The sequence below is a fragment of the Aquitalea sp. FG25 genome, from assembly GCF_057809375.1.
Window position 1 is genome coordinate 11,813 of the sequence record NZ_JBMDJV010000035.1, and the last position, 23,204, is coordinate 35,016.

The following is a 23,204-nucleotide window of genomic DNA, read 5'->3' on the forward strand; positions in this document are numbered from 1 at the left end:
TGTCACCATTCTAATGCTGCAACGCAGCACAAGAAAAGGTGCAATGGCCAGGATCAAACACATTGCGGTCAGCGCAGTGGATAAACCACCAAGACGTCAAGCTTGTTAGCAAACCCGCCAGCGGCTTTCAGGGTTGAATTATCTTGCCGCACACATGGTACAGATGCCGCGCTGCCGGTAAAATGCCGGCATGAACGCACCCCGCTTTATCCATCTTCGCCTCCACTCGGAGTTTTCCATCACCGATGGTATTGTCCGCCTCGACGACGCAGTAAAGCGTGCGCAGAAGGACAATATGCCTGCCATGGGCATGTCGGACCTGATGAATCTGTTCGGCATGGTCAAGTTTTACAAGGCCTGCCGCAACAAGGGTATCAAGCCCATCGTCTCGGCTGATATCTGGCTGGAAAACGAAGAAGACCGCGACAAGCCCACCCGCCTGATGCTGACGGTGAAAAACCGTGAGGGTTACCGCAGGCTATGCGAACTGCTGACCCAGGCCTTCACCCACAACCAGTACCGTGGCCGTGCCGAAATCAAGCGCGCCTGGCTGGAAAGTGGCGACAACAGCAATCTGCTGTGCCTGTCCGGGGCACATATGGGCGATGTCGGGGTGGCACTGGCCATGGGCCAGCGCGAAGAAGCCATGCGTCGCGCGCAATACTGGGAGAGCCTGTTTCCCGGCAGCTTTTATCTGGAAATCCAGCGCGTGGACAATGCCCAGGTGGAAAGCGTGGTACAGGCCACGCTGTGGCTGGCGGGTGAAACCAGCCTGCCGGTGGTGGCCACCCACCCGATCCAGTTTCTGGACCCGGACGATTTCAAGGCCCACGAAGCACGGGTTTGCATTGCCGAGGGCTATACGCTGGGCGACAAACGCCGCCCGCGCAACTTCTCCGAATGCCAGTATTTCCTGACTACCGAGCAGATGCTGGAACGCTTTGCCGATATTCCGGAAGCGCTGGAAAACACGGTGGAAATAGCCAAGCGCTGCAATATCTCGGTGGTGCTGGGCAAAAACTACCTGCCGCTGTTCCCCACACCGGAAGGCATGACGCTGGACGACTTCCTGGTGTACGAGGCCAAGCGCGGACTGGAAGTGCGGCTGGAGCAGCTGTTTCCCGACCCGGCCGAGCGCGAAGCGCGCCGCCCGGAATACGATGCCCGGCTGAAGTTTGAGTGCGACACCATCATCCAGATGGGCTTTCCCGGTTACTTCCTCATCGTGGCGGACTTTATCCAGTGGGGTAAGGGCAATGGCTGCCCGGTGGGGCCGGGCCGGGGTTCCGGTGCCGGTTCGCTGGTGGCTTACAGCCTGAGCATTACCGACCTGGACCCGCTGCGTTACGCCTTGCTGTTCGAGCGTTTCCTCAATCCGGAACGGGTGTCCATGCCCGACTTCGACGTGGACTTCTGCCAGGAAAACCGCTGGCGTGTAATCGAATACACCCGGCAGAAATACGGCGAAGAAGCCGTCAGCCAGATTGCCACCTTCGGCACCATGTCGTCCAAATCGGTCATCCGCGACGTAGGCCGGGTGCTGGACCTACCCTTCGGCCTGTGCGATAGGCTGTCCAAGCTGATTCCACTGGAGGCCAACAAGCCGCTGGGTCTGGAAAAGGCCATGGAAGTGGAGCCGCAGATTGGTGAGGTGATCGAGTCCGAAGGGGCGAATGAGCTGATCGAACTGGCGATGAAGCTGGAAGACCTCACCCGTGGCATCGGCATGCACGCTGGTGGCGTGCTGATTGCGCCGGGCCGGCTAACCGACTTCTGCCCGCTGTACATTGCCAGTGCCGATGGTGCCTCGCCGGTATCGCAGTTCGACAAGGACGATGTGGAGCAAATCGGCCTGGTGAAGTTCGACTTCCTGGGCTTGCGTAACCTCACCATCATCGAACTGGCCCAACGCTACATCAAGCAGGTCAGCAACGAGGACGTGGACGTTGCCCACCTGCCGCTGGATGACGCCGACGCTTACAAGATTTTTGCCAGCGCCAACACCACTGGCGTATTCCAGTTTGAATCCTCCGGCATGAAAAAAATGCTGGTGGAAGCCAAGCCCAGCAAGTTCGAAGAAATTATCGCCTTCGTGGCGCTGTACCGTCCGGGTCCGATGGACCTGATTCCCGACTTCATCCAGCGTATGCACGGGGCCAAGTTCGAATACCTGCATCCGCTGTTGGAGCCGGTACTGGCCCCCACCTACGGCATCATGGTGTATCAGGAGCAGGTGATGCAGTCCGCCCAGGTGATTGGCGGCTACTCGCTGGGCGGGGCCGACTTGCTACGTCGCGCCATGGGTAAAAAGAAGGTGGAGGAGATGGTGGCGCAGCGCGCCATGTTCGTCGAGGGCGCGGCCAAGCAGGAGATTCCCGAATCCAAGGCCAACGAAATCTTCGACTACATGGAGAAGTTTGCTGGCTACGGCTTCAACAAATCGCACGCGGCGGCCTATGCGCTGGTGGCTTATCACACCGCCTGGCTGAAGGCCCATCACTGCGCTGCCTATATGGCGGCCACCATGTCCACCGAACTGGACAATACCGACCAGCTCAAGGTGTTCTACGACGACGCCACCGACGCCAAAAACGGCCTGCGCTTTTTGCCGCCGGACGTCAATCACAGCTTCTACCGCTTTGTGCCGGTCAGCCGGCAGGAAATCCGCTATGCACTGGGTGCCATCAAGGGCAGTGGCGAATCTGCCGTTGACCATATCGTGGCCGTACGGGAAGCCAGCGGCCCCTACACCAGCCTGTTTGATTTCTGCCAGCGCACCGATAAGAAGCTGGTGAACAAGCGGGTGATCGAAGCGCTGATCCGCGCCGGTGCCTTTGACAGCATCGAGCCCAACCGCGCCCTGCTGTTTGCCAATGTCGGCCTGGCGATGGAAGCGGCCGATCAGGCCCATGCCAATGCCAATCAGGGCGGCTTGTTCGACATGTTTGGCGACGACGTGGCTCCGGCGGTGGAAATGGTGGCCACCCGGCCATGGAGCGATGCCGTCAAGCTGGCGGAAGAGAAAGTTGCCATCGGCTACTACCTGTCCGGCCACCCGTTCTCGGCCTATGCCCAGGAAGTTCGTGCTTTCATCAAGACCACCTTGTCGCGCCTGACCCCGCGCAAGGAGCCGCAGCTGCTGGCCGGTTTTGTCACCGGCATCCGCGTCAAGATGGGCAATCGCGGCAAGATGGCCTTTGTTGAACTGGACGATGGCAGCAGCAAACGCGAAATCAGCCTGTTTGGTGACAGCTATGAAACCAACCGTAACCGGCTGAAGGAAGACATCGTGCTGGTGGTACAAGGCAAGGTGATGGAAGATGCCTTCTCCGGCGGCCTGCGCATCATGGCAGACCGGATTTACGATCTGGGCGAAGCCCGCAGCATCTTTGCCCGTGGCCTGTCCTTGCAGATGAATGGCAATGCCGATGTCAACCGGCTGAAAACCCTGCTTACCCCCTACCGTGACGAAGAAAACGGCGGCCTGGTGCGCATCAGCTACAGCAATCCGCAAGCACGGGCCGATATCGCCCTGTCGCAAGGCTGGGCGGTACGGCTGGATGACAGCCTGCTGCTGGCCTTGCAGGACTGGCTGGGGGAAAACGCGGTCAAGGTGCTGTGGTAAACACCAGCTGTGCCGCCGCCGTCTGCCCCAGCGGCAGGCTGGAAACAATTGTTCATCATTGATGGTCTCTCTGGGTTTGGCAGCCCGCCAGCGGCATCGTAAGCTGTGCTGCTGCCCTCCGGGCAAGCTCTCACCATCCACGCATGCCGTGTGCCGGTCATCTGCCAGCACACGGCATGTCTGATTGCATCAAAGGGAATACATGGACTGGAATCAGGAACTGGGAACCAGCCTGGTCTGGGTAGCCAAGGCCTACGGCATCACCTGCCTGCTGTTTGTCATTGCCATCTGGAGCCTGACCAGGCTGACCAGCTGGGGCCGGCAATTCTGGCAACTCAGTGGCGGCTACTTCAGCCTGCGGCGCAGTGCCAAACCACTGCTGGCCATTGCGCTGATCCTGCTGCTGACCCTGGCCGGCGTGCGGCTGGATGTGGTGCTGTCCAACTGGAGCAACGGGCTGTATACCTCCTTGCAGCAACTGAATGAAAACCTGTTCTGGAGCTTTGTCCGCATCTTCTGCATTCTGGCCAGCCTGCATGTGCTGCGCAGCCTGTTCAGCTTTTACGTCAACCAGAGCTTTTCCATCCACTGGCGTGCCTGGCTGAACGAGCAATTGCTGCAAAAGCTGCTGCAGAACGACGCGTTCTACCGCCTGCAATATCTGCCACAACACAGCGACAACCCCGACCAGCGTATCCAGCAGGATGTCAGCAGCTTTGTCAGCAGTTCACTCGGCTTGTCGATGGGCGTGGTCAGTTCGCTGGTTTCCACCCTGGCTTACACGCTGATCCTGTGGAATCTGTCCGGCCCGCTGCACCTGCTGGGCGTGGATATTCCGCGTGCCATGGTGTTTGCCGTATTTGTCTATGTGCTGATTGCCACAGTACTGGCGGTGAAAATCGGCCGCCCCTTGGTGCGCTTGAACTTCCTGAACGAGCAATACAACGCCAACTATCGTTACCTGCTGGTACGGCTGCTGGAGTATGCAGAAAGCATTGCTTTTTATGCCGGGGAAAAAGTGGAAGGCATGCTGCTGCGCAGCCGCTTTGGCCAGATCATCCACAACAACTGGCGCATCGTGTTCCGGTCGCTGAAGTTTCAGGGTTTCAACCTGATTGTCAGCCAGACCGCCGTGGTGTTTCCGCTGATCGTGCAGGCGCATCGTTTTTTCTCCAAGCAGATTACCCTGGGCGACCTGATGCAAACTGCGCAGGCGTTTGGCACCCTGCACGACAACCTGTCCTTCTTCCGCAATGCCTACGATGACTTTGCCGGTTATCGCGCGGTGCTTAATCGTTTATCCGGTTATTGCGATTCCATGCAGGAAGCCGCAGCCCTGCCCCGGCCCGACATGCGGCCTGATGGCAAACGGCTGGCACTGGAACAGTTCAGCCTGCATAGTCCCAACGGTGACTGCCTGCTGGAGAATGTGAACCTGGATATCCAAAGCGGCAGTGCGCTGCTGATCCGTGGCCGCTCCGGCTCCGGCAAAACCACCCTGCTGCGCAGCCTGGCCGGGCTGTGGCCCTACAGTCGTGGCCATATCGTCCGGCCAGATCACGGTCTGATGTTTCTGTCACAAAAGCCCTACCTGCCCGGCGGCAGCCTGCGTGATACGCTGTACTACCCGGCCACGCCGCCTGCAGGCAACAGCCAGGAGGCCATACAGGCATTGCAGGCGGTGCAATTGGGCCAGCTGCAGGCGCGGCTGGATGAGGAGCGAGACTGGAGTCAGACGCTGTCACTGGGCGAACAGCAGCGCCTGGCCTTTGGCCGCCTGTTGCTGAACAAACCGGACATTGCCTTTCTGGATGAAGCCAGCTCAGCGCTGGACGAAGGACTGGAAGACGCCATGTACCGCCTGCTGCGCCAGCAATTGCCGGATACCACGCTGGTGAGCGTCGGCCACCGCAGCAGCCTGCTGCAATATCATCAGCAGCAACTGCATATTCTCGGCCAGGGCCGCTGGGAAATAGTGTCGGCATAAATCGGCCTGACCTCAGTCATCTGACCGCACGGTTAACACCGCTGCGGTCTTTTTTTGCCCATTTTTCCGCTTCTGCCGCTGAAATCAGAAGCCATGTTTTTCTGTTTGAAGCAAAACTACATAATCATCAAAAAATTCAAAACTTTTCTGCAAATGTCATGGCGGGCTGCTATAGGTATATTTACGTAGCAACGCTATATACCATTGACAAATAACAACAAAATCAACACTTGCAAGGAAAGCACTCATGACCATCATCCGTCGCCTCATCCTGACCCTGACCATTGCCCTGCTCGCCCTGTTGCTGGTGGGCGGCTTTGGTGCTTATCAACAAAAGCAGGCCAGTAACCGCTTTGAAAATACCGTCTCCAACCTGGCCCCCAGCGTGCGCGACCTGAACGGCATGGTGTATGCCTTCATGGATATCCGCAGTGCCATCATCAAACATTCGGTATCGCATACCACTGGTGAAAAAGCGGCCGCAGAAGCTATCTCCGGCGAAGCCGACAAAAAGCTGGAAGACCTGCTCAATGACTACGAGAAAAACCTGATCACTGACGATCACGACCGCCAGCTACTGCAGGATGACAAAGCCAAGCTGGCCGCCTATCGGGCCGAACGCAGCAAGTTTTTTTCTATGTCCAACAGCGGCAAGGACGATCTGGCCGATGCCATGCTGCGTGATGGTCCCTTGAATACCACCGGTGCGGATTTGCGCAAGGCCTTGAATGCTCATACCGAGTACAACCTCAAGCTGGCCTTTGACACGCTGGAAACCAACAAGGCAGATTACAACAGCGCCATTTTGCAGACCGCTGTCGTGATTGGTGTTGTGACCATGCTGGTGCTGTTCATGGGTGTCACCCTGTTCCGCACCATCAGCCGGGGCCTGTCCTCCATCCAGCACACCATGCAGCAGGTCAGCCAGTCGCTGGACTTCACCCAGCGCGCTCCGGTCATCCGTCAGGATGAAATCGGCCATACCGCCATAGCCTTCAATAATCTGCTGGGCGGCTTGCAGACCAATCTGAAATCCATTCTGGAAGGTGCCCGCTCGGTAGCCGCCGCCTCGGAAGACCTGTCGCAAACCGCCACCCAGGTGGCCGCTGCTGCCGATGCGCAATCATCGTCGTCGGCCAATATGGCCGCCACCATCGAGCAGATGACTGTCAGCGTCAACCATGTTGCCACCCGTGCCGAAGAATCACGCGATCTGGCACACAGTGCGGGCACACTGGCGCATCAGGGCTCCACCACCATCAGCCAGACCATCAATGACATCCGCGACATTTCCAGCGCCGTAGACAGCGCCGCCAACAGCATTCGCGAGCTGGACTCCTACAGCGCCCAGGTGGACACCGTGGTGGGCGTCATCAAGGATATTGCCGATCAAACCAATCTGCTGGCACTCAATGCTGCCATTGAGGCCGCACGCGCAGGGGAAATGGGACGCGGCTTTGCCGTGGTGGCTGACGAGGTACGCAAGCTGGCCGAACGCACCAGCAGCTCCACCCAGGAAATTTCCTCCACCATCAATGCCATGCGCGACCGTTCACGCCAGGCCACCGAACAGATGCAATCAGCCGAAGAGCTGGTGCGCAACGGCGTGCAGCGAGCGGATCACGCCGATGGTGCCATCAAGCAGATTGGCGATGCCACCGGCAACACCGTGCACATGGTCAGCGAGATTTCCGATGCCATCAAGGAACAGGGCAAAGCCACCAACAATATTGCGGTACAGGTAGAACAGATTGCCCAGATGACGGAAGAAGCGTCCTCGGCAGCCCAGGAAGCGGCCAGCAGTGCACGCCATCTGGACGAACTGGCCCGCCACCAGATCAGCACCTTGCAACAGTACCGTCTGTAAACCGCTTTCCTTGCAGTCGTGGCCGCCAGTGTCGAAACTGGCGGCATTTTTTTTGCGGCTGACCATGCGGACAAAAAAGAAACCCGCCCGGATGCCGGACGGGGATTCACCGCGTGAGTGAAAGTCTGCCCGGGCCAGTCGCCGCCTGGGCAGTACCTTATTTATAGTCGCCAAGAGCCGCTGACAAAGACTTAGTTGGGCTGTTGTGCCTGCTTGCCGCAGGGGGGCTGCGCTCTTGTTAGCCGCGCTGATCACAGGGGCCTACCCTCAGTACTTGACCTGAGGCGGACCGAATCACTATCATAAACAAATGTTATTAACACAAACATAAGTTTAATGACCGAACGCGAACAGGAAATTCTGCAATGGCTACGTCAGAACCCGCTGATTCCCCAGCAGGATCTGGCAGACCAGCTGGGCATCAGCCGCTCGGCGGTGGCCGGCCACATCATGAAGCTGATGCAAAAAGGCCATATCCTGGGCAAGGGCTACATTCTGGCCGACACGCCTTACGTGGTACTCCTGGGCGGAGCCAATATGGATATCCGTGGCAGCACCGGCAATAGCCTGCGCCAGGGAGACTCCAATCCGGGGCGCGTCAGCTGCTCACCCGGCGGCGTGGCACGCAATATTGCCGAGAATCTGGCCAGACTGGGGGCGGACTGCCGCCTGATCAGCGCGGTGGGAGATGATCTGTATGGCCGCGCCCTGCTGGAATCCACCCAGCGCGCCGGGGTGGATGTGCGCCCGGTGCTGCTGTTGCCGGATGCCGCCACCTCCACCTACCTGTCCCTCCACGGCCCGGATGGCGATATGGCCATCGCCATCAACGACATGGAAATCCTGTCGCGGCTGGACGCCGCCCGTCTCGCCCCGCAACGCGAACTGCTACGCCACGCCGGACTGATCGTGGCCGATGCCAATCTGTCGCCAGAGGCGCTGGCCTGGGTATTTGCCGAGGCAGGCGATACGCCGGTATTCATCGACACGGTATCGGCCTTCAAGGCCGAACGTATCCGCCCCTGGCTGGGTCAGATCCACACCCTGAAACCCAATCGACTGGAAGCCACCGCTCTGTCCGGCCTGCCGCTGGATCAGGCCAGCCATGCCCCCGCCGTGGCAGACTGGTTCCATCAGCAGGGCGTAGTACAGCTGATCCTCAGCCTGGCCGGAGACGGCGTGTATTACAGCAGCAGCACAGCGCAGGGCTGGAGTCCGGCTCCCGCTGTGGAAATCATCAACACCACCGGAGCAGGCGACGCCCTGATGGCAGGCCTTGCCTGGGGCTGGCTGCAACAGCAAGCGCTGGACGAGAGCGTGCGGTTTGCCCAGGCCTGCGCGGCGCTGACGCTGGGCTGCGCCGCCACCAACAACCCAACACTGTCGCTGGCAGCAGTCCAGCACATGTGCACTACCCTGCAACACGCGGAGCAATCATGAAGCAATACAGCCATCTTGATATTCACCCGGAAGTCGCCGCCGCACTGGCCGCTGGCCAAGCGGTCGTTGCACTGGAATCCACCATCATTTCGCATGGCATGCCCTACCCGCAGAACGTTGCCACCGCCCTGCAGGTAGAAGCCGAAGTACGCGCCCATGGTGCCGTACCGGCCACCATCGCCATCATTGATGGCCGCCTCAAGGCAGGCCTCACGGCAGATGAAATCGAACTGCTGGGCAAGCGTGGCCGCGAAGTGGTCAAGGTCAGCCGTCGCGACCTGCCTTTCATCGTGGCCGCTCGCCAGACCGGCGCCACCACCGTGGCTTCCACCATGATCATCGCCGCCATGGCCGGCATCCGGGTGTTTGCCACCGGCGGCATTGGCGGTGTACATCGCGGTGCTGAAACAAGCTTCGACATCTCGGCAGATCTGCAAGAACTGGCCCAGACACCAGTCACCGTAGTGTGTGCCGGGGCCAAGTCGATTCTGCACCTGGGCCTGACGCTGGAATATCTGGAAACCCACGGCGTGCCGGTAATTGGCTACCAGACCGCCACCCTGCCCGCCTTCTTCACCCGCGAAAGTGCCTTCAATGTGGACTACCGCCTGGATCACCCCACCGACATTGCAGCAGTCATGCATGCCAAATGGGCACTGGATCTGAAGGGCGGCATGGTGGTGGCCAACCCCATTCCTGCGGAATACGCGATGCCGTCGGACAAGATCGATGCTGCCATCGAGCAAGCGCTGCAAGAAGCCAGCGACCAGGGGATCAGCGGCAAGGAGTCCACTCCCTTCCTGCTGGCACGGGTGTGCGAGCTGACCGGCGGCAATAGCCTGGCCTCCAATATCCAGCTGGTGCTCAATAATGCGCGCCTGGCGGCAGCCATTGCGCAGGACTACTGTCGCCTGACGGCCTGATCACAGCTGCCAACGCCCTGCTGTCGGCATGGTTGACGCATGCCGACAGCAGCGGTGTAATCCTCGCCCCACCCTTTGGAATGCCGCCATGTCACCGCTTGACCTCACCCCGCAATTGCAACACTGGCAACAGCAGCTGATCGGACTATTGCAACAACAGGACCCGGATGCCGACGGTGCCCATGATCTGTCGCACTTTCACCGGGTATGGGCGGCTGCGCGGCAGATCCTGCCGCATCACCCGCACACTGATGCCCTGGTGGTACTGGCGGCCTGCTATCTGCACGATCTGGTCAATCTGCCGAAAAATCACCCGGATCGGGCGCAAGCCTCCCGGCTGGCGGCCGCCAAGGCCAGTCAGCTGCTGGCGGATGCTGGCTTCCCGGCCGACAAGCTGGCTGCGGTGGCCCATGCCATCGAGGCGCACAGTTTTTCCGCCAATATCACCCCGCAAACTGACGAAGCGCGCATCGTGCAGGACGCCGACCGCATGGATGCGCTGGGCGCCATTGGCCTGGCGCGCATGTTTTACACCTCCGGCCGCATGGGTCGGCAACTGGCGCATCCGGACAAGCCGCTGGGGGAAGGTCGAACACTGGATGATCGTGAATACGCGCTCGATCACATCGCAGTAAAACTGGAAAAACTCCCCGGCATGATGCAAACCGAGGCAGGCCGCGCCATGGCCGTTGAGCGGCTGGCACGCTTGCATGCCTTCCGCCAGCAGTTTGTCGAGGAGTGGCTGGCGCGCTGAGGCCGTACTTCACCGGATGGGCAAACCTTGCGCCTGCGGCGTATGATGGGACAAAAGCTGTCAATAATAGAGGAGATGTCCCATGCACTATCACAACGCACGTCTGCTGGAACAGGTCCACGTGGTGGTGGCAGACCTTGCTGCCAGCAAACGCTTTTACCAGGCCATCCTGCATGAGCTGGGCCGCCCCCTGAGTGCAGAAGGTGCCGACTACTTCCGCGCCGATGAACTACTGGTGACTGCCGGCAAGCCGGAACAGCGCAGCCATGTTCATCTGGTATTCCGCGCCGCAAGCCCGCAGCTGCTGACCGGCTTTGTTGCCGCAGGCCTGGCCGCCGGTGGCCGCCCCGCCCCCAGCCTGGTTCTTGGCGATGACAACAAGCGCTGCACCCTGCTGGACCCGGATGGCAACCCGGTCCATGCCGTGGTAGATGCCACACCGGCAAGCGCAGACAAGCCCGGCCTGCTGGAACACAAGGCGCCCTTCACCGTGTGCGAATAAACCCGTCATGCCCGCATCTGAGCTGGCCATAAAAAAACGGAGGGCATTGCCCTCCGCTCAAGTCTTGTAGCCAGGAGTGTTACAAGAAAACTGCGCACGGCCCGCTTGGGCAGTCCGGCTTGCAAACTTCGGCAGCGTTACTTCCAGCCTTGCGGGAACTTGTAACCCGCGTATTTCTTTTTCGCCCAGTCGCTGAATGCCTTGCTGTTGTAAGCGGCAATCACGTCACGCGCCCACGGCTTACCCGCATCGGCAGCGCGCACCACACCCCAATTGATGTAGGCGTAGCTCTTTTCCTGGAAGATGGCTTCGGTCAGCTTGATGCCGGAGCTGGTGGCATAGTTGCCATTGATCACGGCAAAATCCACGTCGCTGCGCGAACGCGGCAGCTGGGCCGCTTCCAGCTGGACAATCTTCAGCTTCTTCACATTGACAGCAATATCACGCTCGGATGCAGTCAGCGGATTCACGCCCGGCTTGAGTTTGACCCAGCCCAGATCGCTCAGCATCACCAGTGCGCGGGCAAAATTGGACGGATCGTTCGGCGCGGAAATGGTGCTGCCCTCTTTCACATCCTTGAGCGATTTCAGCTTGCCCGGATAAATGCCCAGCGGGGCAGTCGGCACTTGGAACACTTCTTTCAACTGCAGCTTGTGTTCCTTGGCAAAACTATCCAGATAAGGCTTGTGCTGGAACACGTTCACATCCAGCGCACCTTCCTGCAGTGCCAGATTGGGACGGACATAATCGGTAAACTCCACCAGTTTGACCGTATAACCCTGCTTCTCCAGGATGGGCTTGACCGACAGCTTGACCATGTCGCCAAAGTCACCCACGGTGGTGCCGATCACGATTTGCTTCTTGGCCGGGTCTGCCGCCAGAACCGGGCTGGCAACGGCCAGCGACAGCAATGAGGCGGCCAGCGCCTTGATGACATATCTACGCATGAAAACTCCTTGCAATATCAGGTAAGGGAAACCGGCCACATGCTGCATGCATTGCCATCTGGCCGCTGATGCCGGGCTGACAGTGCCGCCCGGTCTGGGTATCGGGTTTAACGCTTGTCCAGACGCGCCGCCAAGCGGTTGCCGACAAACTGGATGATCTGCACGATCACCACCAGCAGCAGCACCATGGCAACCATCACATCGGTCTGGAAACGGTAATAGCCATAGCGGATGGCCAGATCGCCGATGCCACCACCGCCCACCACACCGGCTACGGCGGAATAACTCAGGAAACTGATGGTGAGAATGGTGAGGCTGGAAATCAGCCCGGCGCGCGCTTCATTGAGCAGCACCTTGCAAATGATTTGCCAGGGGCTGGCCCCCATTGCTTCGGCAGCCTCCACCACACCACGCGGAATTTCGCGCAGCGTCTGCTCCACCAGCCGGGCAAAATAGGGAATCGCGGCAATTGACAAGGGAACAGCAGCAGCAACCGGGCCGATCGTACTGCCCACCAACAGACGGGTAAGCGGCACCAGCGACACCATCAGGATGATGAAGGGGAAGGAGCGCACCAGATTTACCGTCCAGCCCAGTACGCCGTTGATCAGGCGGTTGGCAAACAACTGACCCGGCTGCGACAGATACAGCAATACCCCCAGCGGGCCGCCCAGCACAATAGCCGCCACCAGCCCCACGGCCAGCATCAAGGCAGTTTCGCAACAGGCCTGCCAGATTTCCGGCGCCATGCCGGACAAATCGGCCAACGCCGTGGCAAAAGTCAGTTCTTCCATTACGCAGTCTCCAGCAGGGAACGAGCCAGATCGGAACGAGCATCCACCACGCCCGCACTCACCTCCACCACTTCCACCACCTTGCCCGCATCCAGTACGGCAGCACGATGGCAGATGGAGCGCACCACATGCATTTCATGGGTAACGATGACTACGGTTACGCCAAAGCGCAGATTGATGTCCTTCAGGCAGTCCAGAATGGACTGGGTGGTTTTGGGGTCCAGCGCCGATGTCGGCTCATCAGCCAGAATGACCTTGGGGCGTGGTGCCAGCGCCCGGGCAATGCCCACGCGCTGTTTCTGTCCGCCGGATAGCTGGGCCGGGTAATGCCCGGCACGGTCGGCCAGGCCGACAATGTCCAGACACTCCATCACGCGGCTGGCAATATCCGCCTTGGACCAGCCAGCGATTTCCAGTGGAAAGGCGATATTGTCGGCCACGGTGCGGTTGGCCATCAGATTGAACTGCTGGAACACCATGCCCAATTGCTGGCGAGCACGGCGCAATGCCCGTGCGTCCATGGCGGTTAGGTCCTGCCCGGCCACAATGACAGCGCCACTGTCGGGACGCTCCAGCAGATTGATCAGACGCAGCAGGGTGGATTTGCCCGCACCGGAAAAACCGATCAGGCCGAACACTTCGCCCGGGGCGATGGACAGCGAGGTATCGCAGACAGCGTCAAACCAGCCACCATCAGGACGGCGGAAACGCTTGCTGATATTTTGCAGATGAATCATTCAAACACTCCAGAATGCACAAAGCCCGCCAATGGCTGCGGCGGGCTGTATGCATGGAATCTTTGAAAGCGATCAAGATTATATAAGCAGAAACTGAATCAATACGGGGTCTGCTTACCCACGCTTTAGCTGTTTTACGCCCGCAAGCTGTGTCAAATCGGCGATTAATTTTTGATATTGAACATCAATTTTCGTATTACGTCAAGCCATACGCAGCAATCCTGCCAGTAAGCTGCAAAAAATGCAGTAAAACAGCAAGTTTCACTCTGAATTATCAGGATTTCAGCATGGTTTTATCAATCGACAAATACTGATGTTTCATATCGAACACTCCCACACCCCAAGCAGGCTAGTCCGGCAGCAGCGCTGCCGTCAGCGGCAGGTGGTCGGATAAACGCGACCATGGCCGACCATGCAATACCTCGGCGCTCACCACGCGCAGACCGCGCACATAGATACGGTCCAGCGGCAATACCGGCAAGCGGGCGGGAAAGCTTGGCACGTGCCGGCCACGATGCTGCAGGAAAACCTCCTGCAAGCCGGCCTCACGCAGACACTCAGACGCCTCGCCCTGCCAGTCATTGAAATCACCGGCCAGGATAATGGGTACATCCGGTGCAATGGCCTCCCGGATGTAGTGCACCAGATTGGCATATTGCTTGCGGCGGTCACGCGCCAGCAGGTTAAGGTGGGCACACAGCGCAGCAACCGGCTGGCTCCAGCCCTTGGGCAGCATCATGCAGTGCAATACCCCCCGGCTTTCAAAACGGTTGACCGAAATATCGCGGTTGCACCACTCAATGATGGGGTAACGCGACAGTACCGCATTGCCATGATGCCCATGTTCATAGGCCGCGTTCAGGCCATATACCACCTTGTGATCCAGTCGCCGCGCCAGATAGTGATGCTGCGGCAGAATGGGCCAGCCCTCATGCCGCAAGGAGCGCAGCAGGTTCTTGCCTTGCACCTCCTGCAGAAACAGTAAATCAGGCGCAAGGGCTTCCAGCGCATGGGCAATCTCGTTGACCCGCAAATGCCGGTTTAGCGGAGACATGCCCTTGTGGATGTTGTAGGTGGTGATGTTCAGCGGCTTCATGGAATATCCATAGCGCAAGCAGGGGGTATCGCGCCAGTCAGTAACTCAAGAAAATATCAGATTTTGACGCGTGGCAAGTAAGGATTGATTTGCACCAATCAGATGCAGCCATGCACCAGCATGGAATTTTCGCACCACAATTACGCACTGCATAAAGAACATTGTATGCAATTGCTTACAAATAGCCGTATTAGCAGTTATTTTCTGTTAAATGATGGCGAAATCAGGCATGCAATCTGCTAGATACGACACTGGCAAGTCGTTGCCACGTCTTTCAATTACCGCAGGAGTGCTGTAGTGAATCTGACTAGTCATCGCATGGCCTTAAGCCCGGAAGAGAAACGCTGGCTGCCCTGGACGGGCAGCAGCGGAAAACTGGCCATGCGTCTGGCCTGTTTTTACAACCGGGATCGCTATCAGGCGCTGGAAAGCGTTTTTGACAATTTTGCCCGGTTGCGCGTCCAGATCCTGCAGCAATGGGCAGAACAGCAATGGCAGCAACTTGAAGGCATCGCGCTGCGACTGTCAGCCTGCAACAGCACACAATGGCAAGCCGAACTGGCACGCCAGCTGGATACCCTGAGCGACTTTACCGAACTGTTCATCCTGCAGCAGAACAACCAGATGCTGGCCAGCAGCCATGGCCAGGTGCAAGGCATGTCCGGCCCGAATGCCGCCGCACTGCCCCATGCAGGCAAGCAGCGCTTTCTGCTTGGCCCTTATCGCGATGCCCGTACCTTGCAATTGGGGCCGCGCAGTTCCACTTTTCATGATGCAGTCACCCTGCTGTTCATGCTGCCGGTGCGCCTGCCCGGGCAACATGATGCCTGCCTGTGTGCGCGCCTGCCTAACGATGTGCTTGGCGACCTTATCCAGCGCGAGGCCGGACATATTTTTCATGAGTCTGGCGATAACTATCTGTTTATGGTGGAAGCACGCTTTGACCCTGCCATTGCGCCGGGCACGGCCCTGTCGCGCTCGCGTTTCGAAGACCGCACCTTCAGCGGTGGCGATAATCTGAAAGATGGCATCAAGACAGCCTACGGCGTGGTGCGGGTACAGCAACATACCGAGCTGGAGCTGATCTTCAACGACCCCGCCACCGGCAATTTGCACCCCGGTGTGCGCGAAACCATCCGCCACGGTGAAAACCTGTTTGTCACCTATCCGGGTTATGCCGACTACCGCCACATCCCCGTCATTGGCAAGGGCATACGCTTTCAGCTGCCAGGCTCACCAGACGTATGGGGCATCATGTGCGAGGCCGATCTGGCCGAGGTTTACCGTTACCGCTCGGTCAGCCAGCATCTGCTGAAGGGATTTGTCAGCATACAGGCCGGGCTGCTGGGCCTGGGCTATGCGGCGCAAAGCCTGCTGGCACCCAGCCCGGCAGTGCAGCTGGTAATCGGCAGCCTGCTTTTGCTGGCCGGTGCGCTGCTGTACCGCCAGGGCTTCACCCGGCCACTGGCACAACGTCTGCGCGGCATCAGCGGCATGGTGCGCAATATTGCCGAGGGCGATGGCAACCTTACCTTGCGTGTGGAGCGCAAGCAGCTGACGGCAGATGAAACCGGTGTGATGGCACAGTGGGTCAACAGCCTGATCGACCAGTTCGACCGCACGCTAGGGCAGCTGGTGCGGCTAAGCCAGTCCCTGCAGCAGCGCAACCGTGACATGGCCGAGCACAATGCGGCCACGGTAACGGCAGCCAGCCAGGTGCTAAGTACGGCGGACCGAACCCGGGACGGCCTGGGCCAGCAACAGCAAGTACTGGATCAGGCCAACCACAACGCCAGCGGCATGCAGCAGGCCATGCAGCAGCAGCGCCAACTGGCACGCCAACAGCTGGATACGGTAAACCAAAGCACACTGGGCATTCGTGAAACCGTGGGACGCTCCGCCCAGACCATCGCCCAGCTCAGTGACAGCACTCGCGAGATCGAACAGGTTGTGAGCCTGATTCAGGACATTGCCAAGCAAACCAATCTGCTGGCGCTGAATGCCGCCATTGAAGCCGCCCGCGCCGGGGAGAGCGGGCGTGGCTTCACCGTGGTGGCGGATGAAGTACGCAAACTGGCAGAACGAACCAGCCAGTCCACACTGGAAATCGATCGCATGATACAGCGCGTGCAGCATCAGGCAGCAGAGGCGGTGGAGTCCATGCAAAGCGGCATGAGCCACTTGGAACAGGGCTTGCAGCTGGCAGAAGCCTCTGCCGGGGAAAATATCGAGGTACAGCACATTGTGCACAGCTTGCTGGACACCATTACGCAGCTGACGCATAGCGGGCTGGAACATGCCAGCGCCACGGCGGAAATCGGCACGGTGGCAGCTACCATGCATGTGGCACAGCAAAGCCTGTCGGACTGCGTGGATCATACCCGCCACACCATTGGCATGCTGGGTGAACTGGCGGGCCGCTTCCAGGTAAGTGGCAGCAGCACAAGACAACCTGCCTAGCAGCAAATCCCCTACTTGAGATAAGAACGCACGATGCGCATCACCTGATCCACCTCCTGCTGCCGCGCCGGGTCCTGTGCCGGTACGGCGGCATCATCCAGCAGCAGGTGTTCGCGCAAATGCCCTTCCAGTACCTCGGCCATCAGCCCGTTAACAGCACCACGGATGGCGGCAATCTGCTGCAGCACCGCCATGCACTCCTCCCCTTCTTCCAGCGCGCGCTCAATGGCAGCAGCCTGCCCTTTGATGCGTCTTACCCGCGCCAGTAATGGCTTTTTCCCTTTGACGGTATGTCCCATGCTGCAATTTTCTTTCTCAAAATATACTGGGGTAGAGTATATTGCCAGGCAATACTTATTGTTAATCCGACATCATGCCACCTCTTATCCAACTGATACAGCAAGGTTCCAGCAACCTGTGGCTATTCATTCCCAGCGCCATCATCCTGGGGGCTTTGCACGGGCTGGAACCCGGGCATTCCAAAACCCTGATGGCATCCTTCATCATCGCCATCCGAGGCAGCATCGCCCAGGCCGTGCTGCTGGGCCTGTGCGCGGCCTTGTCCCATTCGCTGGTGGTATGGCTGCTGGCTGCTGCCGCCCTGCACTTTGGCAACCAACTGCTGGTGGAGCAGGCCGAGCCATGGTTGCTGCTGCTCTCCGGCCTGATCGTACTGGGCATCGCCGCCTGGATGCTCTGGCGCACACGGCTGGACAATCTGGCAGCCCGCGCCTGGCAACAGGCTCCGCATGGCGGCAAGGTTATCAATACCGGGCATGGCGTGGTGGAGTTGCTGCTGGACGCCAGCACACAGGCGCACTTCCGCCTTTACAGCTACTCCCCGCGCATGCGACCGCAACGGCCTGCTGCCGATGTGCGCTATGTCCTGCAGCTGCGGCGCGATGATGGCAGTGAAGAAACCCATGTACTGCAACCGCAGGGAGATTATCTGCAATCAGCCAGCACGGTGGCGGAACCACATCGGTTTGATGCCACGCTGGACATGCAGCATGGCGATCACAGCCACCGTTTTGCCGTCCGTATCGGCGCGCCGGCTGCGCAGCGCTACCGCCAGCAAGGCAACATGACGGCAGCCATGCGACCAGCCATGACGACAGGCCGCCAGTTGTCACAGCAAAGTCAACCGGAATCGGTCTATCAGGATGCCCATGAAAAAGCCCATGCCGATGAAATTGCCCGCCGCTTTGCCGGCCAGCCGGTCAGCACCGGCCAGATTGCCCTGTTCGGCCTCACTGGCGGCCTGATGCCCTGTCCGGCCTCGGTCACCATCCTGCTGCTGTGCCTGCAGTTGAAGCGGGTGGCACTGGGTGCCACCATGGTGGCTTCTTTCAGCCTGGGCTTGGCAATCTCGCTGGTCAGTGTCGGGGTGATTGCGGCCTGGGGAGCCCAAAAGCTGGGCCAGAAAATGGGCTGGCTGGACGGCGTGGCACGACGCCTGCCCTATCTGTCCAGCCTGCTGATGGTGGTGATTGCACTGGTCATGATGGTGCAAGGATGGCGACAGTTGGTGGTCTGACCAGCACAGCCACACCAAAAAAAACGAGGCTTAGGCCTCGTTTTTTCATGCAGTGCTGACAGCGACTCAGGCCTTGAGCCAGCCACGAGCAATCGGCTTGGCCAGCAGGCAGCGATAGCTGCGATTTAGTACGGCAAACAGGCGTGAACCAAACGATGGCCAGGTTTTGTGCAGCAGCCAACTGTAGGGCAGCGACAGCACGATGCCACCAAGAATATCCAGCGGCCAGTGCACGCCCAGATAAATCCGCGACAGCCCAACCAGTACGGCCAGCCCCAGCAGCAGTTGCCCCAGCCCTGACTTGCCAGCCAGCCAGAAGGCAAAGGCGGTGGTGGCAAAAATGGTTGTGTGGTCGCTGGGAAAGGACGGATCGGCCACATGATCGATAAAGCGATAACCCAGGCCGATGGCGAAGGGACGCGGGTGATCCCACAGGGCACCGATCAGCAGGTTACACAGCAAGGCAAGTGCAACACTGCTCAACACCTTGAGCGCGCGCTCGCGTTGGGTTGCATCACCCCATAACCACATCAGCAACAGCATGACCGGAATCAGCAGGATCAGGTATTTGGCAAAAAAGATGGCCAGCTTGATCATCAATGCCGAAGACGCCGGCGTTGCGTTGACGAGCAGGAAACAGGCCTGATTGATGCTTTCCAGTGCAGACATGACAGTTTGGTTACATAAAGAGAAAAACGGATTGTAACGGCACTGTCGACTGACTGTCCTTGCCTGTTTTGTGACGAAGTTTGTCATTGCCGGTTAAATTGCAGACAATCCAGCCAGCCCCTCCACCATCCGCCGGGACCCACATGCACCAAGCCTCAGAACAGCAGCCGCCAGCCCCCATCAGCCTGCGCCAGGCTTTCTCCTTCTGGCTGAAGCTGGGCTTTATCAGTTTTGGCGGCCCGGCCGGGCAGATTGCCATCCTGCATCAGGAGTTGGTGGAAAAACGGCGCTGGATTTCCGAACGCCGCTTCCTGCACGCATTGAACTACTGCATGCTGCTGCCGGGGCCGGAAGCACAACAACTGGCTACCTACATCGGCTGGCTGATGCACCGCAGTATGGGAGGAATCATCGCCGGCAGCCTGTTTGTGCTGCCCTCACTACTCATTCTGATCGGCCTGTCGTGGATCTATCTGGCCTTTGGCCACCTGCCTTTGCTGGCAGGCGTGTTTTATGGGCTCAAACCGGCCATTGTTGCCATCGTGCTGCAGGCCGCTTTGCGCATAGGCCAGCGGGCACTGAAAAACCGCGCCTTGTGGCTGCTGGCGCTGGCTGCTTTTCTGGGCTTGTCGATACTGCACCTGCCCTTTCCGCTGATCATCCTGTCCGCCGCGCTGGCGGGCTATCTGGTCAACCGTCGCTGGCCGGCATTGTTTGCCATGGCAAAAGGCAGCCACGGCAATGCGGGGCAATATTACGGCCCGGCCCTGATCGACGATGACACCCCAACACCTGCCCATGCCCGTTTCAGCCGCAGCAGCCTGCTGCGTATCATCCTGGCAGGCAGTGGGCTATGGCTTGCGCCCATGCTGCTGCTCTATGGCCTGCTGGGCTGGCAGCACCCTTTCACCCAGATGGGCTGGTTTTTTACCAAGGCAGCGCTGCTGACATTTGGCGGTGCCTATGCGGTTCTGCCCTATGTGTATCAGGGTGCCGTCGCGCATTACGGCTGGCTGAGTGCCGGGCAGATGATGGACGGCCTGGCACTGGGTGAAACCACACCGGGTCCGCTCATCATGGTGGTGGCCTTTGTCGGCTTTGTCGGGGGCTACCAGCATGTGGGCAATCTGCCCCCTGGACTGGCCGGCAGCCTGGCCGCCACGCTGGTAACCTGGTTTACCTTTCTGCCCTCGTTTCTGTTCATTCTGGCCGGTGGGCCGCTGATTGAACGCAGCCATGGCAGTCAGGCGCTCACCGCGCCGCTGACCGCCATCACGGCGGCAGTGGTGGGGGTGATTGCCAATCTGGCGCTGTTTTTTGGCTGGCAGGCGCTCTGGCCGCATGGCTGGCAGGCGGGGCCGGACTGGCTGGCCTTGCTGATAGCCGCCGCTACTGCAGTGGCTTTGCTGCGCTATAAGCTGGGCATCATCAGGGTGATGGCCGTAGCAGCGCTGTGTGGCTACCTGCTACAGCCCTGAAGCCTATTCCAGCCCCAGGCGGGCGGGTAGCAGGCGGATGGCGGCGGCATTGGAGGGGGAAAACACCAGCTCGGCTGCCTGATGCCATGGCAGCCACTGCTGGGCGGTGTGCTCGCCAGCTGCCAGTTGCACCGTCTGCACCTGTTGCAGTTGCAAGCCAAACACGTGCTCATCGTTATGTGTCACCCCAGCAGGGTAACGGTGACGCCAGTGCGGGTAGATTTCGTAGCGGTTATGCAGCTGCCAGTCGCTCAGCAGATGCTGGTCTGCATCCAGCCCGGTTTCCTCCAGTACTTCACGCCGCGCCGTCTCCAGCAGGGTCTCGCTGCCTTCGCGGCTACCGGTGACGGATTGCCAGTATCCGGGCTTGTCAGCCCGTTCAATCAGCAGCACCTCACCTGTCGCCGTATGAATCAACACCAGCACCGACACCGGCTGTTTAGTGCCCATCGTTGCGGCCCCCGCTATTGTCAGCCTGACTGGCGGCCAGCAGACCTGCCAGCTCTACCGCTGATTTGACGCCCATTTTTTCAAACACGCGCGAACGATGAACCTCGACGGTCTTCATGCTGATGGAAAGCTCTTCTGCAATCTGCTTGTTCAGCTTGCCCAGCAAAATCAGCTGCATCACTTCTTTTTCGCGCTCGGTCAATTGCGCCAGCAGGCCGCCCACACGTTGACGCCGGGCATGGCTGGCGCGGTTGGCTTCGTCCTGCTGCAGCATGTTCTCCACCCGTGCCAGCAGCACTTCATCGTCAAAGGGCTTTTCCATGAAATCCAGCGCGCCCAGCTTGATGGCGGCCACCGCATGCGGCACATCGCCATGCGCCGTCAGCATGATGGCCGGTGGGCAATAGGCCAGGTCAGCCAGTCGCTCCAGCAGCATGATTCCGGACATACCGGACATGCGCAGATCGACAATCAGCCCGTTGAAGCTGATATCCGGCCCGGTGGCCAGAAATTCCTCGGCGCTGTCAAAGCCGCAAACCTGATACCCCTGGCCATCCAGCAGCCAGATCAATGCCTGCCGGACTGCGGCATCATCATCCACGATTGCCAGTTTTTTGCCTGTCATGCCTGCTCTCCCTTGCCGGGCAGCGCCACGGCCACGTCGCTGACAATCCGTACATCCCGCTGCGGATAAGGAATCTCGATGCCGAGTTCCTTGAAACGTCGCCAGATAATCAAGTAGATTTCCGAACGCAGGCCCATGAAACCGTTTTCCGGGTCTTTCACCCAGATACCTAGTTCCAGGTTAATGCCGCTATCGGCAAAAGCAGTAACAAAGGCTGCCGGTGCCGGGTCGGTCTGCACGCGGGGATGGGCTGCGGCTTCCCGCAATACTGCCAGCGCCTGATCCAGATCGGCAGCGTAATCCACCTGAATCGGCAGGCTGATCCACATGGCCTTGTCCGAATAGGACTGGTTGATCACGGTATTGGAGATCAGCGCGTCGTTTGGCACCAGCGCTTCCGAGCCATCCGCACTTTTCAGTACCACATAGCGCGAGGTGATGCGGGTCACGTAGCCGACACGGTTATCCACGATCAGCCGGTCGCCAATGCGAATGGAACGGTCCAGCAAGATGATGAAACCGGACACGTAGTTGCTGGCGATCTTCTGCAGACCAAAACCCAGCCCCACCCCCAGCGCACCGCCAAATACCGACAGCACGGTCAGATCTATCCCCACCACCGGCAGGGCAATCAGCACCGCCAGGACGATAAGCAAGGTGCGCGCCATCTTGGCAAACACAATGCGCAAGGAGAGATCCATGTGCTTGAGACCCATCACCCGCGCCTCAAGCACCCGGCTGACCCACAAGGCCACCACCACGATGATGGATACCCACAACATGGCATTGAGGATGGTGAGCAGATCCAGCCGGGATTTACCAACGCTGAAGGACACCGACTGCAGCCAGTCCAGCATTACATCGTCAAAACCAATGGCCCAGCTGACAAAACCCAGCCACAACACGGTGGCGATAAAGTGTTCGGAATGACGCTCGAACTTGCTTTGGGGCAGAGCCTGGCGCATGACGGCGGTAAACAGCCGGATTACCCCCAGCCAGAACAGCATGGCAGTAAACAGTGGCAGCAGATGCGGGCGGCTGTGGTGTAGCCAGTTCCAGCACAGGATGCTGAGCAACATACAGCCCAGCGCGACAGCGGGCAGCACCAGGCGAAAAGCCGCATAGGGGATGAAGCGCTCATAGCGCTCGGGATGATGCCGGAAATAGTGCTGGAAGGTGCTGCGGGCAACAAAAACACCCAGCAGCAAGCTCAGAATGCCAAGCAACAACTGCATCAGCCCGGGGCCGGTCTGCAACAACTGCATCACCGAATCAAAATTCATTTCTTCACGAACAAACAGCATCCGCTTCTC

19 protein-coding genes are annotated in these 23,204 nt (G+C 59.2%); 10 read left to right on the forward strand and 9 right to left on the reverse strand.

Features of this window, described 5'->3' with window-relative positions:
• Positions 1 to 190: 190 nt before the first annotated feature.
• The 7 genes from dnaE to ACODR9_RS22165 all read left to right on the forward strand — a co-directional run bounded on the left by dnaE (position 191) and on the right by ACODR9_RS22165 (position 11,098).
• Complete coding sequence (dnaE, locus tag ACODR9_RS22135; RefSeq protein WP_488812436.1) at positions 191 to 3,625, forward strand: DNA polymerase III subunit alpha; 3,435 nt, start codon at positions 191 to 193, stop codon at positions 3,623 to 3,625.
• Between the two features lie 202 nt (positions 3,626 to 3,827).
• Entirely contained in the window at positions 3,828 to 5,612 is a 1,785-nt protein-coding gene (locus ACODR9_RS22140) for an ABC transporter ATP-binding protein/permease (protein ID WP_488812438.1), read from the forward strand.
• A gap of 247 nt (positions 5,613 to 5,859) precedes the next feature.
• Positions 5,860 to 7,479: a methyl-accepting chemotaxis protein gene (locus ACODR9_RS22145; protein WP_488812440.1), complete on the forward strand. Its 1,620-nt coding sequence runs from the start codon at positions 5,860 to 5,862 to the stop codon at positions 7,477 to 7,479.
• 336 nt (positions 7,480 to 7,815) lie between these two features.
• On the forward strand, positions 7,816 to 8,919 hold the full coding sequence (locus ACODR9_RS22150) for a PfkB family carbohydrate kinase (RefSeq protein ID WP_488812442.1): 1,104 nt from the start codon (positions 7,816 to 7,818) through the stop codon (positions 8,917 to 8,919).
• On the forward strand, positions 8,916 to 9,842 hold the full coding sequence (locus ACODR9_RS22155) for a pseudouridine-5'-phosphate glycosidase (RefSeq protein WP_488812444.1): 927 nt from the start codon (positions 8,916 to 8,918) through the stop codon (positions 9,840 to 9,842). The genes ACODR9_RS22150 and ACODR9_RS22155 overlap by 4 nt, the downstream gene beginning before the upstream one ends.
• Positions 9,843 to 9,930: 88 nt before the next feature.
• Positions 9,931 to 10,596 (forward strand): HD domain-containing protein, encoded by a 666-nt coding sequence (locus ACODR9_RS22160; protein ID WP_488812446.1) that lies wholly within the window; start codon positions 9,931 to 9,933, stop codon positions 10,594 to 10,596.
• An 82-nt stretch (positions 10,597 to 10,678) separates the two neighbouring features.
• Positions 10,679 to 11,098 (forward strand): VOC family protein, encoded by a 420-nt coding sequence (locus ACODR9_RS22165; RefSeq protein WP_488812448.1) that lies wholly within the window; start codon positions 10,679 to 10,681, stop codon positions 11,096 to 11,098.
• Positions 11,099 to 11,235: 137 nt separating this feature from the next.
• On the opposite strand, the gene ACODR9_RS22170 is transcribed toward ACODR9_RS22165, so the two are convergent.
• The 4 genes from ACODR9_RS22170 to ACODR9_RS22185 form a co-directional block, all read right to left on the reverse strand.
• The gene (locus tag ACODR9_RS22170; protein ID WP_488812450.1) at positions 11,236 to 12,045 is read right to left on the reverse strand and encodes a MetQ/NlpA family ABC transporter substrate-binding protein; all 810 of its coding nucleotides are present in this window, start codon (positions 12,043 to 12,045) and stop codon (positions 11,236 to 11,238) included.
• 107 nt (positions 12,046 to 12,152) lie between these two features.
• A complete protein-coding gene (locus ACODR9_RS22175) occupies positions 12,153 to 12,839 on the reverse strand; it encodes a methionine ABC transporter permease (protein ID WP_488812452.1) in 687 nt (228 codons plus the stop codon).
• Complete coding sequence (locus ACODR9_RS22180) at positions 12,839 to 13,576, reverse strand: methionine ABC transporter ATP-binding protein (RefSeq protein WP_488812454.1); 738 nt, start codon at positions 13,574 to 13,576, stop codon at positions 12,839 to 12,841. The genes ACODR9_RS22175 and ACODR9_RS22180 overlap by 1 nt, the downstream gene beginning before the upstream one ends.
• A 349-nt stretch (positions 13,577 to 13,925) precedes the next feature.
• Positions 13,926 to 14,672 carry an endonuclease/exonuclease/phosphatase family protein gene (locus tag ACODR9_RS22185; RefSeq protein ID WP_488812456.1) on the reverse strand — a complete coding sequence of 249 codons (747 nt, stop codon included), beginning with the start codon at positions 14,670 to 14,672 and terminating at the stop codon, positions 13,926 to 13,928.
• A 297-nt stretch (positions 14,673 to 14,969) separates the two neighbouring features.
• Here ACODR9_RS22185 and ACODR9_RS22190 point away from each other — a divergent pair, with 297 nt between their 5' ends.
• Positions 14,970 to 17,132 carry a methyl-accepting chemotaxis protein gene (locus ACODR9_RS22190; protein WP_488812458.1) on the forward strand — a complete coding sequence of 721 codons (2,163 nt, stop codon included), beginning with the start codon at positions 14,970 to 14,972 and terminating at the stop codon, positions 17,130 to 17,132.
• Positions 17,133 to 17,143: 11 nt separating this feature from the next.
• Here ACODR9_RS22190 and ACODR9_RS22195 read toward each other — a convergent pair whose 3' ends face one another.
• Entirely contained in the window at positions 17,144 to 17,431 is a 288-nt protein-coding gene (locus ACODR9_RS22195; RefSeq protein WP_488812460.1) for a metal/formaldehyde-sensitive transcriptional repressor, read from the reverse strand.
• Between the two features lie 74 nt (positions 17,432 to 17,505).
• Here ACODR9_RS22195 and ACODR9_RS22200 point away from each other — a divergent pair, with 74 nt between their 5' ends.
• Complete coding sequence (locus tag ACODR9_RS22200) at positions 17,506 to 18,669, forward strand: HoxN/HupN/NixA family nickel/cobalt transporter (RefSeq protein WP_488812462.1); 1,164 nt, start codon at positions 17,506 to 17,508, stop codon at positions 18,667 to 18,669.
• A 66-nt stretch (positions 18,670 to 18,735) separates the two neighbouring features.
• Here the strand turns inward: ACODR9_RS22200 and ACODR9_RS22205 are convergent, their stop codons facing one another.
• Complete coding sequence (locus ACODR9_RS22205; protein WP_488812464.1) at positions 18,736 to 19,338, reverse strand: phosphatase PAP2 family protein; 603 nt, start codon at positions 19,336 to 19,338, stop codon at positions 18,736 to 18,738.
• A gap of 143 nt (positions 19,339 to 19,481) precedes the next feature.
• On the opposite strand from ACODR9_RS22205, the gene chrA reads away from it, so the two are divergent.
• Positions 19,482 to 20,816: a chromate efflux transporter gene (gene chrA / locus ACODR9_RS22210; RefSeq protein ID WP_488812466.1), complete on the forward strand. Its 1,335-nt coding sequence runs from the start codon at positions 19,482 to 19,484 to the stop codon at positions 20,814 to 20,816.
• A 3-nt stretch (positions 20,817 to 20,819) separates the two neighbouring features.
• On the opposite strand, the gene nudB is transcribed toward chrA, so the two are convergent.
• From nudB to ACODR9_RS22225, 3 genes are read right to left on the reverse strand one after another with little or no spacing between them, the layout of a single operon-like run.
• Complete coding sequence (nudB, locus tag ACODR9_RS22215) at positions 20,820 to 21,266, reverse strand: dihydroneopterin triphosphate diphosphatase (protein ID WP_488812468.1); 447 nt, start codon at positions 21,264 to 21,266, stop codon at positions 20,820 to 20,822.
• On the reverse strand, positions 21,256 to 21,891 hold the full coding sequence (locus ACODR9_RS22220; protein WP_488812470.1) for a response regulator transcription factor: 636 nt from the start codon (positions 21,889 to 21,891) through the stop codon (positions 21,256 to 21,258). The genes nudB and ACODR9_RS22220 overlap by 11 nt, the downstream gene beginning before the upstream one ends.
• On the reverse strand, positions 21,888 to 23,195 hold the full coding sequence (locus ACODR9_RS22225) for a mechanosensitive ion channel family protein (protein WP_488812472.1): 1,308 nt from the start codon (positions 23,193 to 23,195) through the stop codon (positions 21,888 to 21,890). The genes ACODR9_RS22220 and ACODR9_RS22225 overlap by 4 nt, the downstream gene beginning before the upstream one ends.
• Between the last annotated feature and the right edge of the window lie 9 nt (positions 23,196 to 23,204).

What these genes read in the sequence shown, in the direction of transcription:
- dnaE (WP_488812436.1), top strand. Translation starts at nt 191, where the DNA reads ATGAACGCACCCCGCTTTATCCATCTTCGCCTCCACTCGGAGTTTTCC.
- ACODR9_RS22140 (WP_488812438.1), top strand. Translation starts at nt 3,828, where the DNA reads ATGGACTGGAATCAGGAACTGGGAACCAGCCTGGTCTGGGTAGCCAAG.
- ACODR9_RS22145 (WP_488812440.1), top strand. Translation starts at nt 5,860, where the DNA reads ATGACCATCATCCGTCGCCTCATCCTGACCCTGACCATTGCCCTGCTC.
- ACODR9_RS22150 (WP_488812442.1), top strand. Translation starts at nt 7,816, where the DNA reads ATGACCGAACGCGAACAGGAAATTCTGCAATGGCTACGTCAGAACCCG.
- ACODR9_RS22155 (WP_488812444.1), top strand. Translation starts at nt 8,916, where the DNA reads ATGAAGCAATACAGCCATCTTGATATTCACCCGGAAGTCGCCGCCGCA.
- ACODR9_RS22160 (WP_488812446.1), top strand. Translation starts at nt 9,931, where the DNA reads ATGTCACCGCTTGACCTCACCCCGCAATTGCAACACTGGCAACAGCAG.
- ACODR9_RS22165 (WP_488812448.1), top strand. Translation starts at nt 10,679, where the DNA reads ATGCACTATCACAACGCACGTCTGCTGGAACAGGTCCACGTGGTGGTG.
- ACODR9_RS22170 (WP_488812450.1), bottom strand. Translation starts at nt 12,045, where the DNA reads ATGCGTAGATATGTCATCAAGGCGCTGGCCGCCTCATTGCTGTCGCTG.
- ACODR9_RS22175 (WP_488812452.1), bottom strand. Translation starts at nt 12,839, where the DNA reads ATGGAAGAACTGACTTTTGCCACGGCGTTGGCCGATTTGTCCGGCATG.
- ACODR9_RS22180 (WP_488812454.1), bottom strand. Translation starts at nt 13,576, where the DNA reads ATGATTCATCTGCAAAATATCAGCAAGCGTTTCCGCCGTCCTGATGGT.
- ACODR9_RS22185 (WP_488812456.1), bottom strand. Translation starts at nt 14,672, where the DNA reads ATGAAGCCGCTGAACATCACCACCTACAACATCCACAAGGGCATGTCT.
- ACODR9_RS22195 (WP_488812460.1), bottom strand. Translation starts at nt 17,431, where the DNA reads ATGGGACATACCGTCAAAGGGAAAAAGCCATTACTGGCGCGGGTAAGA.
- ACODR9_RS22200 (WP_488812462.1), top strand. Translation starts at nt 17,506, where the DNA reads ATGCCACCTCTTATCCAACTGATACAGCAAGGTTCCAGCAACCTGTGG.
- ACODR9_RS22205 (WP_488812464.1), bottom strand. Translation starts at nt 19,338, where the DNA reads ATGTCTGCACTGGAAAGCATCAATCAGGCCTGTTTCCTGCTCGTCAAC.
- chrA (WP_488812466.1), top strand. Translation starts at nt 19,482, where the DNA reads ATGCACCAAGCCTCAGAACAGCAGCCGCCAGCCCCCATCAGCCTGCGC.
- nudB (WP_488812468.1), bottom strand. Translation starts at nt 21,266, where the DNA reads ATGGGCACTAAACAGCCGGTGTCGGTGCTGGTGTTGATTCATACGGCG.
- ACODR9_RS22220 (WP_488812470.1), bottom strand. Translation starts at nt 21,891, where the DNA reads ATGACAGGCAAAAAACTGGCAATCGTGGATGATGATGCCGCAGTCCGG.
- ACODR9_RS22225 (WP_488812472.1), bottom strand. Translation starts at nt 23,195, where the DNA reads ATGCTGTTTGTTCGTGAAGAAATGAATTTTGATTCGGTGATGCAGTTG.